The organism is Agrobacterium burrii (assembly GCF_017313405.1).
GTDB classification, from domain to species: domain Bacteria; phylum Pseudomonadota; class Alphaproteobacteria; order Rhizobiales; family Rhizobiaceae; genus Agrobacterium; species Agrobacterium burrii.
On record NZ_JAFLNA010000018.1, the window covers coordinates 120,800 to 133,191 of the forward strand.

Here is a 12,392-nt window from a genome sequence, read left to right on the forward strand (position 1 = left end):
TCGAAGAGAATTGTCAGGTTTACCGTGAATGGCGAATAAGAGCGCAAAAAGCACTAAAGTCGACAAAATCGAGCGCGTCTCGATTGATAAGACTATAGCCGATGATGCCGCGAAGCTCAGCAGCAATCTTCAGGAACTTTCCGCTCGGCTGTTTTCACCTGATGCGCAAAAGGCACTTCGCCGATTTAGTAGCACGGAAGCCGCAAAGCTGCTCGGGGTAACGGACAGCTACGTGCGTCATCTGGCGGCTCAGGAAGATTCTGTTACCTCCGAGAAGACGTCGGGGGGCCGGCGGACTTTCTCCTTGTCCGAAATCAACACGATCCGCCAGATTCTGGGTAAGACAAAACCAGCCTATCTGTCCGGACGCCGGGAAAGCGAACATCTGCAGGTTATCGCAGTGACCAATTTCAAAGGCGGATCGGGTAAGACAACGACCTCCACGCATCTCGCTCAGTATCTGGCTCTGCGCGGCTATCGCGTCCTCGCTGTCGATCTCGACCCGCAAGCTTCGATGTCCGCAATGCTGGGCTATCAGCCGGAATTTGATGTCGGCGAAAACGAGACACTGTTCGGGGCTATCCGATATGATGATCTTCGTCGCCCGGTAGGGGAGGTGGTTCGCGAAACCTATTTCCCCGGTTTGGATATAATCCCGGGTAACCTTGAGCTCCACGAATTCGAGCACGATACGCCGCGAGCGCTCGCAGAAAGAAACGGATCCGAAACCGACATGTTTTTCATGCGTGTCGGCAACGCGCTGGCTGACCTCTCTGACCGATACGACGTCGTCGTAATCGACTGCCCACCGACCTTGGGGTTCCTGACGCTTTCGGCGCTATGCGCTGCGACGGCAGTGCTAATCACTGTCCATCCCCAGATGCTGGACGTGGCATCCATGAACCAGTTCTTGGCAATGACATCGGACCTTCTTTCGGTGGTCAAGGACGCGGGTGGCAATCTCGAATATGATTGGATGCGCTATCTAGTCACGCGGTACGAGCCAAACGATGGCCCACAAGCGCAGATCGTTGCTTTTCTACGAAGCTTGTTCGGAGATCGTGTTCTGACCTCGATGATGGTGAAGTCTACGGCTATTTCTGACGCCGGGCTCTCAAAGCAAACGATCTACGAGGCTGCACGGGAATCGATGAATCGGCAGACTTATGATCGCGCTGTGGAATCAATGGATGGGGTGAACCTCGAAGTTGAGGCACTTCTCAAGAGTTCATGGGGGCGGGCATGAAGGGCCGTGACATTCTGAAAAATATGGTCAGTTCAGCGGGTAGCGAAGGGCCACCTAAGGCAACCACTCAATCTCAGCCACAGCACAAGCCAGCTGGCGCGGTGCGAGCCATGAACTTGTCTCTTGGTCGTCTCGGCGATGAAGCCGCTGCGGCCAAAGAGCTACGCTTGGCGCTTGCAGCCGGTGACAAGGTCGTCGAGTTGACCCCGGCCCAGATTGACGCATCCTTCATTCAGGATCGCATCCCGACGGACCACGATGCAGCCCTTGAGAATCTTATTTCCTCTATGCGCGAGAGCGGGCAGCAAGTCCCCATCTTGGTGCGGCCACATCCCACGAAGGAGAACCACTACCAGGCGGCCTACGGGCACCGTCGATTGCGCGCGGCCATCGTTCTGGAACGCTTAGTCAAAGCCATCGTACGCCAACTGACCGACGAGGAACTTATCGTCGCGCAAGGCCAGGAAAACGGGCCGCGCGTTGATCTCAGTTTCATCGAGCGCGCTCTTTTTGCGAGGCGGCTCGAAGAGCACGGCTTTGATCGCGACCGCATATCTCAAGCGTTGTCTGTCGATAAGCCTGAAACCTCGCGGCTCTTACAAGTGGCCGACGTCATTCCAACAGAAATCATTATGGCTGTTGGGCCCGCCTCTAGAATTGGTCGCCCACGCTGGCTGGCCTTTGCCGAACTGTTGAAGGACAAAGCGGCGGCGGCACGGGTAGCGGATTCCATCGCGGACCCTCATTTCAGAGGAATCGATACGAATGAAAGGTTCGCTCGTCTGTGGAGCCAGGCTCAGGATGCAAAATTGCCGAAGAAGAGCACCGCGGGCAAGATTCGCACGCGCAAGGGTATCGTGCTTGCATCGATAGAGCGAACCACCAAGGGCACCAAGATCACAGTTACATCAGAAGAATTTTCAAAATTCCTTGACGCTCGTATGAGCGATCTCGTTGAACAGTTCGAAAAAGAAAACGCTTCTGAAACAGACCATTAGTTCGATTGTCAGCTGACAATCCGATCGCAACTAGGAGATCAAATCCGCAAAAGAAAAAGGCCCCCAAACGTCGCCGTCGTGGAAGCCCTTCTCATATGTGTCGCAACTAGAGAATCGCATTTCCCCGAATCCCAGTCAAGAGTCTTTGGCGCTGTTTTGGCGAGCGGATTTCTTTTGCCTTTGTGAGGGCTAAAGAGATGCAAACAGGAAGTGTAACGACGCCTTTTGGGCGGCGACCAATGACGCTTGCTCTGGTGAAACGGCAAATAGCTGTCTCCGAGATCAAGTCGGGTAAGAGTGCTGACAAATGGATGATCTTTCGCGACGTCAAAGAAGCGCGCGAGCTCTTCAAGCTGCCTCCTTATTCGATAGCGGTGCTTGATGCGCTGCTGACGTTCTATCCGGAAAAGGAATTGCGTCAGGACGCGCAGTTGGTGGTATTTCCTTCCAACGCGCAGTTGATGGTACGCGCCAACGGAATGTCCGGAGCAACCCTTCGGCGGCATTTAGCGACCCTTGTCGATGCAGGGATGATTGTCCGCAAGGATAGCCCCAATGGCAAACGATACGCTCGAAAAGACGGGGCTGGGGAGATCGAACGCGCATTCGGATTTGATCTCTCGCCGCTCTTGGCTCGATCCGAGGAGTTCGCGTTGGCCGCTCAACAGGTGGCGACCGATCGCCGCGAATTCCTCAAGGCCAAGGAGAGCCTTACCCTCTGCCGGCGGGACGTTCGAAAGGTTATCAGTGCCGCGATCGAGGAGGGTGCTGAAGGCGACTGGGAAGCGATAGAGGCTGTCTACCTCGACATCGTCCGACGGATTCCCCGCACCCCGTCAGCTTCCGACCTGGCGAAAATCCTCGACGAAATGCAGCTTCTTTACGCAGAGGTCATCAACCGGCTGGATTTGATGGATAATTCGGAAGATATAAGCACCAATGGTGCTCAGACAGAGCGCCACATACAGAATTCAAAACCGGAATCCACCAATGAACTTGAACCTAGCTCAAGAAACGAGCAGGGCGCGAAGCCGAGTGAAGCCAGTCGACCGACGAGGGAGCCGATAAAGGCATTCCCACTCGGTATGGTGTTGAGGGCTTGCCCGCAGATAAGCGATTACGGGCCGGGCGGCCAGATCGCAAGTTGGCGAGAGCTTATGTCAGCCGCTGTTGTCGTTCGTTCGATGCTCGGCGTCAGCCCGAGCGCCTATCAGACCGCCTGCGAAACCCTGGGACCCGAGAATGCGGCCGCTGTCATGGCCTGCATTCTGGAGCGGGGGGGCCAGATCAACTCGGCCGGCGGTTACCTCCGTGATCTGACGCAACGGGCGGAGAAGGGTGAGTTTTCGCTTGGTCCGATGCTGATGGCCTTGATGCGCGCCAATGCCGGGAGTGACCGACAGGCTGGATGAGATGGTTATATTCCGCCCCGTCTCCGGCTCACGCAACGCCGGTGAGGAAGTTATCCAGCAAGACGTTGAACTCCCTGTGCCTTTGCCAGTGGAGACCGTGTCCGGCATTTTCCACACGAACCGCTCCACGGTTCCAGAGGTTCGCGAAAGCCAGGCTGTCAATGTAATCGAGATTGATCACGGGGTCGTCGGCGCCGTTGACGATGGCCAGCGGAATAGGCGAAGTTTCGACAAGGGTTCGTTGATCGGGGTGCTTTCCGGAAAGGGCTGCATCGATCATCAACTCGCGGGAGCGCCCGTCTGTTCGTCTGACAGCGGTTTTCCAGAACGTGTCATGGACGGCGTCCGATCCAAGCGCGAGTTCAATGACCATGTCGATTTCCGCTTCACTCAGAGTCTGTTTTCCCGTGTAGGCGAATTCCGGATTGGGAAGAAAGCCGAGCGCTGCCCCTTCAGGGCCCGGAGGGATTGGCGGTGTGCCGAAGATCATCGTGCCCGCGGCATTTTCCGGCAGGAGCCTCATAAGTTCCAGGGCGACGTGGCCGCCGAGAGAGTGGCCGAGTATGGCGAAACGATCGAGGCCGAGTGCTCCAATCAATTCGCAGATTGCACCGGCGTATCCGTTGAAGTTGTACGTGCGCAGCGGATCGATGGCGTCGGAAGACTGACCATGGCCCGGTAGGTCGACGGCGATGACCCGGCGTTTTCCGGCCAGCGCCTCGATCTGGAAATGGAATGTTTCCTTGCAGACCGAATTGGCGTGGATCATGAGGAGGGGGATTTCACTGCCGGCTGTGTCGAAGACTGCGATCTGTCCATGGGATGTCTCGATCGTTTGTTCACTCATCATCAATGCTCCGTGTTCACCTTCAAATTCTCGTCCTGACCGAGTTGCCGAAGGACCTAAACGATCTCTGTGACCACAATCTGAAGCTCGTGTTACTTGACACCCGCAAGCCACCATCCGGCAGGGTCCCGACCGCCTGAATGTTAGAGGCCAATTTTCCAGTTATTGGGCACATAAGTCGACTTTTACTGAAGTGTTTCAGCCCTCTTTAGATTCATGAGGTTCATAGAATTCCATATTTCTCACGGTGATATTTATGCGTCGTATTGTAGAAAAATCGATTGTCACCGGATTGCTATCGGTGTTGGCCTCGCTGGCGATCTCGTTCAGCATTGTGCCGTTGCTGGGCGGTCAAGTTGCCGGCGCGGGCCTGCTCATGACCATATTTTGTCCGCTGGCCATATCGATCCCGGCGTCGGCGCTGCATTTCACCCAGTCGGATAAAGTGCGACGGGCAGAGGCAGCGACGAAAGAAGCTCTAAACAAATTGGCTGATGCTTATGAAACCCTCCGTATTCAGTCTCGAAGCGACGGCCTGACTGGCATTCTCACTCGAAGCGCATTCATGGAAGATCTGGCTTTGACGAGTCGACGAGGTGGGACGGGAGCCCTGCTATTCCTGGACCTGGACTACTTCAAGTCGATCAACGACCGGTATGGTCATGCGACCGGTGATGAAGCTCTTCGCTGCGCCGGACTTGTCCTCGCGAGCTTCTTGAGCCATTCAGATTTCGCAGGACGTCTTGGCGGTGAGGAATTTGGATTGTTTCAGAGCGATCTGGCGTTCGAACAAATGCGCGGTCGTTGCGAGGAGGTTCGGGAGGAAATCGCCCGTATCGTCTTGAAAACACCGTCTGGCACCCAGGTGCGGATCTCCACGAGCATAGGTGCATGTTATTGCCGGCAGGGCTTTGATCCATCGGACTGCCTGAAGGCAGCGGACCAAAATCTCTATCAGGCTAAAGCTCTGGGCCGAAACAGGGTCATTGCATAAACACCGTTTACGGTTTTTCCAGAATCCACTGTCGGTGTTCTGACATCGAAATAGAATTCACTCTCACGACAGCGTCGGCTGAAAGTGTTTCTGGGCCTCGCCCGGCTGCCAACAGAATGGTTGGGGAGAGGGGGAACATCCATGTTTGCTGATAACGATCAGGCATAACAAACTCTCCTTCACCCGCGTGTAACACCCCCCATGTCATTCCACTGCCTCTGCTGCAAACCCAATTGATCTCCCGCTGCATCCGGGGCCACGCGAACATTCGACCTGGTATGGATCCATCCGGATCAGAGACAACGTAGTTGGCTTTTTCCAACTGGTCGCGGTCATCGGAAGACCATCCGCTGATATTAACGTGTTGTGGAAGACCTTTCATCCCGGGCATCGCCTGGAGACCGGACCCGGTGGCATTTGCTTCGACCAGACGAGATCGGACTGTCCACAACGCAAACATGGCAGTGACCTGATCGCTCTGCCGCTGATCAATGATAGTAAGCTTCGCATTGCAGACGGCATCCGCTATCTCTTGAAAATTGTCTTCAATAGGCTTGTGGCCATTTTCGCTACGCTCCTCCCACAGGCGGGAAGCACAGAAAACGGCGTTCTCTGGCTTTGCAGGAAAGGTCGCGCCGTCCCTTCGCGTAACACGAACAAGGCCGTCGTCGTTGCAGAACCGGGCAATACTCTTGCGGGGAATAATATGCTGTCTCTTTGTCAATTGGTGAGGGTTCGTTGTTCCCATCGTGACCTGTTCCTCGGCATGTGCGGGTGGGGGATCGGCCTTGGCGGGCGCTCATGCCGGCGCCACGCGCAGTTCCTCCGTCACAGAACCAACCGCGCAGCGCGCCCCAGTTTACGTTCTGTATTGTTGTAGTATCCCGACGCCTGCGTGACCGACTTGTGCAAGGATTGCTGCATCGCCTCGGGCAGGGGAATGCCGCGGTTGGCAGCCTCTGTCAGGTAGCCAGAGCGGAGACCGTGGGCCGAAAACTGCGCCGGGTCCAGTCCGGCCTGCTTGATGCGCGTTTTCAGGATGAGGTTTACAGACTGCGGCGTCATCGCACGCCGATCGAGATTGCCCCACTGGTCGATCCGGCGAAACACCGGCCCCGCTTCGATCTTCGCCTCTGTCAGCCAATGCTTGAGTGCCGTCACAGGTCTGCCGATCAGGACCACATGCTCGTCGTCATCCGCTGAAGTGGTCTTGGTGCGACCGAGATGGATCGTTAGGCAGGGGAGGAGAGGGGAGTTCTCATCAGCCGGATTTGCCCGAACCGGTTCCTCGTCGACCAGATCCTCGACGCGCAGTCCTGCCACTTCGGAACGGCGTCTGCCGCCGGATGCGAAAGCCATCAGCAGCAGCGCCCGATCGCGCAGATCGACCAGCCGATCGCCCGCGCAAACGGCGAGCAGTTTGGCAAGGATATCACCGGTGACTGCCTTCTTGCTCTTTCTCTGCCGCGGTCGATTGCTGGCGCGAACCGCCAAGCGGAGCGCGCTTTTCAGCGACGGCGCCGAAAACGATCCGATCTGTCCACGCCAGCGCGTCAGGATCGACCAGCTCGTCAACCGGCGGCGAACGGTCGCCGGCGCATGCGGGCCGGTGCTTCTCAGCAAGCCCTTGAGGCGTAGAGCGATCGCGACGTCCTCAGGCATGCCGTGATCGGCATTGGTTTCCCGCTCGACTGGATCCCAAAGATGATGGGCGACGAATTTCAGAAGCAGACTTTCAGGGGCAGGCCAGGGGAGGGGAGTGCCTGTCGCCAGCACGCACCATGCCTCCAGATAGGCGAGATCGGAGGCCAGCGCCCGCATGGTGTTGTCGCCCATGCCTTCGCTGGCGAGGTGCTTGAGCGTCGCGACGTCGTCGTCGGTGAGAAGTTCGGCGAGCTGGTCTCTGCGATCAAACGGCAAGATGGCGTCGAGGGCATCCAGTTCTTCTGCACGCTTCAGAACTGTCTGCTCTGCCGCAGGCACGATCTGCGAATTTTCATTCATCTCACATGTCCTGTCGATATCGCGAGTTTGCAAATGTTCCGGAAATCCCGTATATTCCGGAGCAAAGGAGTTTTATCATGACATCCACGGTTACCGCTGCGGCGGTTTCGAAAAATTTCGGGGCTTATCAGGATGCGGCCGTTCGCGAGCCGGTGATCATCACCAAGAATGGTCGGCCCCGCACGGTTCTGATCGCTTATGAGGACTATGTGCGGCTGGCGAAGCGTGATCGTCGGGTAGAACTCTCGTCGGACGTCAGTGACGATGACCTCGCCGCTATTGAAGCATCGCAGATGGAGCCTGGTCTGGATCATCTCAATGCCGAACTGTTGACGGACAAGCATGCTGCCGACTGAACCCAAGGTTGGCTGGCTGTTTCGATATTCGTATCTCTGGCATTGGCAACATCTCGAAGGCCGTGAGGAAGGCGACAAGGACCGTCCCGTGCTGGTTCTGGCGATTGTTGCCACACTGGAAGACGGAATGCCGGCAGTGCGGGTTCTGCCTGTCACGCATTCGCCGCCGTCCGATCCGCAAGACGCTGTTGAAATTCCGGCGGCCACCAAACGTCGCCTGGGCCTTGATGACGAACGCTCCTGGATTGTTCTGACCGAAAGCAACCGCTTCGTCTGGCCCGGTCCCGACGTCAGGCCGATGGACGGTGAAACCGGCTATTACGGTGCGCTGCCACCAGCCCTGTTTGAAGAGATCAAGCGCCGGTTTGTCGAGCAGGCGCGGGCGCAACGTCATCGCGCGACGGCCCGAAGCGAATAGCTGCCCTGTAGTGGTGTCATTTTCTATCCCCGTCTGGTGGCTGCGACCGTGATTTGCCCGGACTTTACAGCGTCCGGGAGTCGAAATCCATCACTATCGATACTTGAATACTATCGATGGTTAGAACGCAAACCCGCGATCATACTATGTGAGGAATAGTAACTTTCATATAGAGTTCCTTTAGCAAATCATTTATCATTATTTCAATGGCTTACGATCTCACGAAAATCAGTATGACAGCTCTGATGCGGCCGGCTTTTGACGCCGGTGTGGCTTTTAGCTCCGGATTTCAATTGAAGGGCTAGGCGGAAATTCCGACATCAAAATCTCCGCTTACGATTTCATGCGGGGAAGGGGAGGGGGCCAGCTAAAGCCCTGAAGCTTTGGTCAGATTCACGCGGAAGCGATCCCGCCGGCGCTGATATCTGCGGGTCATTTCCGCGGAAGCATGGCCAAGCTGTTTTTGGACGTAGCGTTCGTCGACCTCGGCAGAGGAGGCGAGGCCAGCGCGAAGGGAATGTCCAGAGAACTTGAAGGCCCGCTCGATCTCGCTGAGATCGCCGCGAACGCCTGCGGCCATTGCGGCCCGCTTCACAAGCCGCGCCACCTCTTTGTCGTTCAGTCGCTCCGAGCCAACGGCCTTCCCTTGTCCCGTGACGCGGCGAAAGAGGGGGCCATGAGCCAGCTTGGCAAACTTGATCCAGGTCTCGATCGCGGCGACTGGACAAGTCGCATCAGACGAGCCGCGACCGACCTCGACCTCTCGCCATCCGGTTTTCCCGCGCAGGGTGACGAGCATGCCCTTGTCGAGGATCTCGATCCAGCCGCGCCCGTCTTCGGTCTGGTCTGCCTTCAGATCAAGACCAACGATCTCGGAGCGGCGAAGACCTCCTGCAAAGCCGACGAGCAGCATGGCACGGTCGCGCAGACCGCGCAGCGAACCGCGGTCGAGCGTTTCGACCATGGCGATGATATCCTCTGCCATGACCGCCTCCTTCTGCACCGGCGGCTTGGCATGGCTGTTGCGGATCCCCGCCATAACGGTTGCGATGTGCCGGTCCCTACGATCAAGGGCGAGCCCGCGCTGCGCATAATTCCATGACAGGGAGGAAAGGCGGCGCTCGATTGTGGAAACGGAATTGGCCTTGGCTCCTCTCTCGGCCGTCCCGGAGGCGCAGGCGGTAATATAGAGCCCAACGGTTTGCGGGTGTGGCGGGAGCGGAGCAAGATTTGACCGCCGGCACCAAGCAGCAAAATGCTTCCAGTCGGAGGCATAAGCCTTGCGGGTATTGGCGGAACTCGCGGCTTCGACATAACTCCGGGCGCGATCAGCAAGGCTTGCAAGATGGGCGAGCGTCTGATCCTGACCGGCGGGAGAGGAGAGGGGGCTGTGGCCTGCCACCTCCGGCGCGGAAACATCACCGCCAGAAGCAGTGCTGAGAGACGGCGCTGAGGTCTCCTCGACGTGAATTTTGGTGTTTTGCTCGATGATTTGGGCCATTTCTCTATAATGAACAATACGTCCGATAATGCAAGATTATCGGACGTTTTATATCAGCGACGGGGCGTGCGGTTCGGGTCGATATCACTGGCTAAAACCGCGCACCTGATTTACACTCCGGCGCATGGATTCGCTCGCGCCCTCCGCTTCAACGGCCCCCGCCTGGTCGCCCCGCCTTCCGGGCTGGGCGCTGCCGCGCGGTCGCGACGTCAACGAGTCCGACGCTGCCTTCGCCGCTGGTATCGCTCTGAAATCGCTGGATGATGTGATCCGCACCGAGCCGGAATGGGTCGGTTGCTGGCGTGATCGACTTGCCCTCAAGTCGGCCGTCGTCGCCGCGAGAATGACTGGCCGCAGCGAGGAGGAAACTGCTCTCCGCGACGCGGTGCTGCTGACCGCCGCCGGCGACGATCCCGGCCCCGCCGGAAGGCTGTTTCTGGCCACGCGAATGCTGACGCGCCAATCCGGGACAATCACTACGCCATTCGTTAAGGAGGTCTGCGCGTTGCTGGGGATCCGCTGGGACGATGCTCTTGCCTTGGTCACGGATCTCGTCGATACGGCGACACAGTCCGGGCGCGTGGCACCCCTCGCGCTGGCCGATTTGATATCGGCGATCGCGACCGTTCGCCCGGATGCCGTGGTGTTGGCCATGGGGCTGGCAGACGTCGTGCTCTCGCGAAAGCTGAACTGGCCGATGGCTGTGCCGCTGCTGTTGCCCGAGCGCTATGGCCCTGCCTTCCGCACGATCGGCGGTCGCGGCCGCGTTCGCCCAGGCGAGCCGGCTTATCCGAAAGCGATCTGCCTGGCATTAGTTGATGGCGTCGAGGCTGCGCTGCGGTCCGCGGTCGAGATCGATCGCCGGGCGGCGCGGTTGCTGGCCGTAGCACCAAAGGTCCGGACGAAGGGCGGTGATCCGGTGATCCGCAGACTTCTGTCTGAAGACGCGGTACCGGCCTCCGCGCCAGCCAGTGATCTGTCGCGCTGGGCGGCAAACCGGCTGTTCGAGCGCCTGGAAATTCTCGAGGCGGTACGAGAACTCTCCGGCCGCTCCTCCTTCCGGATTTTTGGGTTGTGATCATGGCCGAATCCGCTGCAGCCAAATCATCGCGCCGGAGGGCGAACGTCGCAAACGAACTCCTTTATGATCGTGAACTGGATCAGTTCCCGCCGGAGATGCGCTGGCGGGAATGGATGCTGCGTGTAGAGGCGGTGATCTTTGCCTCGGCTGAACCGGTTTCCCGCGAGACGCTGGCGCGGGTGGTCGGAAAAGACTGCAGCGTCGATCTGCTCATCGATGATCTGCGCGAGGAACTCAGTTCCCGTCCCTACGAGCTGGTGTCGGTCGCCGGTGGTTGGCAGCACCGCACCCGGCCGCGGTTCGCCGAAACGATCTGCGCGTCTTCGGCGCCGACGCGAGGAGGGGCCGCGGCACTGTCGGAGTTCGAGGCGATGGTGCTGATGGCGGTGGGCTATTTCCAGCCGGTGACGCGTGGCGAGCTTTCGAAGATCTTTGGCAGGGAGGTCAGTCGCGACACGATCGGTAACTTACGTGGGGCGGGTTTCATCGGCTCAGGTCCGCGCAGCCCGACGCCAGGCGCACCCTACACCTATCTGACAACCAAGCACTTCCTGTCGGCCTTCGGCATGGAGACGCTGCGCGATCTGCCGGATGTCGAAGCGCTTGAAGACGCCGGTCTGCTCAATCGGCGGGTTGTGCAGAATGAGCCACTTTCGGATGAGGAAAAAAGCGAGGTTGAATAAGCTCGCTGCCTAGCCGTCTGCTCCAAGCTGTTCAATCATTCAGAAACTGACGGTCGGAGTGCGTGACGAAGTTATGAAAGCATCTGCAGCCCGTGCTTTTGCAGGAGCGACAGGAGCTTGAGCGCCGGTCCACTCGGCCGCTTGGCACCCGTTTCCCACTTCTGGACCGTCGACTGGCTCGTGTTCAGATACCTGGCAAAGACTGGCTGGCTGACATGGTTGTTCTCGCGCAGCGCCTTGATATCGCTTGGCGTTAGTTCCTGCGGAATAACGAGGCAGTCCTCATCGAAGGTCCGCATTGTTTCCTTGTCGATGGTTCCAGCAGCAAGCATGCCTTCGACCGCACTATGGATTGCTTCAAAGGCATGTTTTTAGCTTAGGGTTGGCCGTCGGCCCATGTCCCAACGGGAAACCTTTTCAACGATCTTGACCCCAATCGCACTTTTAATATTGCCGATCAAAGACGCAAAAGTTTGATCGTGTGGGTCGAGGATCGGTTGCGCAGAGGATCACAATGTTAATGCTACATGTGTCCCCTGCAACATACACCGCAAGATCGCCTGATTGGCAAGAGAGGGGCTATATCTAGAAGCGCTGGGCATCAGATCGCAATTCCAGCAACAAATATCTGCTGTGGCCAGCACGCGTGTAGACATCTTGCCCCCGCAACTTCTTAGGCACCTGGCCAAAGAACCGTTGCGCGAGGATCCAGCAAAACATCGCCCAGGCCGCGCCCGCGCACCAACCAGCGAGCACATCTGTTGGATAGTGCACGCCAAGATATATGCGGCTTAGGCCAATGATAACGGTAAGCACCATCGCGACGATGACGAAATAGGCCCAGTCGGCCCG

The 12,392-nt window shown here is 57.8% G+C and carries 14 protein-coding genes; 8 read left to right on the forward strand and 6 right to left on the reverse strand.

From position 1 onward, the window contains the following. The first annotated feature begins 28 nt into the window (after positions 1-28). From repA to repC, 3 genes are all read left to right on the forward strand, one after another. On the forward strand, positions 29-1,246 hold the full coding sequence (gene repA, locus JZX89_RS25850; protein ID WP_113495010.1) for a plasmid partitioning protein RepA: 1,218 nt from the start codon (positions 29-31) through the stop codon (positions 1,244-1,246). After that, positions 1,243-2,244, forward strand: a complete 1,002-nt coding sequence (gene repB, locus JZX89_RS25855) for a plasmid partitioning protein RepB (protein ID WP_174026002.1) — start codon at positions 1,243-1,245, stop codon at positions 2,242-2,244. Before repA ends, repB begins: the two co-directional genes overlap by 4 nt. Positions 2,245-2,441: 197 nt before the next feature. Further along, positions 2,442-3,656, forward strand: coding sequence for a plasmid replication protein RepC (gene repC, locus JZX89_RS25860; protein WP_207135781.1), 1,215 nt, complete (start codon positions 2,442-2,444; stop codon positions 3,654-3,656). A gap of 28 nt (positions 3,657-3,684) precedes the next feature. Here repC and JZX89_RS25865 read toward each other — a convergent pair whose 3' ends face one another. After that, positions 3,685-4,503, reverse strand: a complete 819-nt coding sequence (locus tag JZX89_RS25865) for an alpha/beta fold hydrolase (RefSeq protein WP_174026004.1) — start codon at positions 4,501-4,503, stop codon at positions 3,685-3,687. 256 nt (positions 4,504-4,759) lie between these two features. On the opposite strand from JZX89_RS25865, the gene JZX89_RS25870 reads away from it, so the two are divergent. Next, entirely contained in the window at positions 4,760-5,497 is a 738-nt protein-coding gene (locus JZX89_RS25870) for a GGDEF domain-containing protein (protein ID WP_207135782.1), read from the forward strand. A 7-nt stretch (positions 5,498-5,504) separates the two neighbouring features. Here JZX89_RS25870 and JZX89_RS25875 read toward each other — a convergent pair whose 3' ends face one another. Both JZX89_RS25875 and JZX89_RS25880 read right to left on the reverse strand, forming a co-directional pair. After that, complete coding sequence (locus tag JZX89_RS25875) at positions 5,505-6,245, reverse strand: hypothetical protein (RefSeq protein ID WP_207135783.1); 741 nt, start codon at positions 6,243-6,245, stop codon at positions 5,505-5,507. An 80-nt stretch (positions 6,246-6,325) separates the two neighbouring features. Then, entirely contained in the window at positions 6,326-7,501 is a 1,176-nt protein-coding gene (locus tag JZX89_RS25880) for a site-specific integrase (RefSeq protein WP_174026007.1), read from the reverse strand. A 77-nt stretch (positions 7,502-7,578) separates the two neighbouring features. Between JZX89_RS25880 and JZX89_RS25885 the strand changes: the two genes are divergently transcribed. After that, positions 7,579-7,857, forward strand: a complete 279-nt coding sequence (locus tag JZX89_RS25885) for a type II toxin-antitoxin system Phd/YefM family antitoxin (protein WP_180575701.1) — start codon at positions 7,579-7,581, stop codon at positions 7,855-7,857. Next, positions 7,844-8,275 (forward strand): plasmid maintenance toxin (PemK-like), encoded by a 432-nt coding sequence (locus JZX89_RS25890; protein ID WP_174026009.1) that lies wholly within the window; start codon positions 7,844-7,846, stop codon positions 8,273-8,275. Before JZX89_RS25885 ends, JZX89_RS25890 begins: the two co-directional genes overlap by 14 nt. A 367-nt stretch (positions 8,276-8,642) precedes the next feature. Here JZX89_RS25890 and JZX89_RS25895 read toward each other — a convergent pair whose 3' ends face one another. Further along, a complete protein-coding gene (locus JZX89_RS25895) occupies positions 8,643-9,776 on the reverse strand; it encodes a site-specific integrase (RefSeq protein WP_132449789.1) in 1,134 nt (377 codons plus the stop codon). Between the two features lie 124 nt (positions 9,777-9,900). On the opposite strand from JZX89_RS25895, the gene JZX89_RS25900 reads away from it, so the two are divergent. Both JZX89_RS25900 and scpB read left to right on the forward strand, forming a co-directional pair. After that, positions 9,901-10,854 carry a DUF1403 family protein gene (locus JZX89_RS25900; protein WP_207135784.1) on the forward strand — a complete coding sequence of 318 codons (954 nt, stop codon included), beginning with the start codon at positions 9,901-9,903 and terminating at the stop codon, positions 10,852-10,854. A 2-nt stretch (positions 10,855-10,856) separates the two neighbouring features. Further along, on the forward strand, positions 10,857-11,540 hold the full coding sequence (gene scpB, locus JZX89_RS25905) for an SMC-Scp complex subunit ScpB (RefSeq protein WP_207135785.1): 684 nt from the start codon (positions 10,857-10,859) through the stop codon (positions 11,538-11,540). A gap of 71 nt (positions 11,541-11,611) precedes the next feature. Here the strand turns inward: scpB and JZX89_RS25910 are convergent, their stop codons facing one another. Next, positions 11,612-11,872, reverse strand: coding sequence for a helix-turn-helix domain-containing protein (locus JZX89_RS25910; protein ID WP_369809614.1), 261 nt, complete (start codon positions 11,870-11,872; stop codon positions 11,612-11,614). Positions 11,873-12,125: 253 nt separating this feature from the next. Then, on the reverse strand, positions 12,126-12,392 hold a 267-nt coding region (locus JZX89_RS25915; RefSeq protein WP_207135786.1), incomplete at its 5' end, for a phosphatase PAP2 family protein.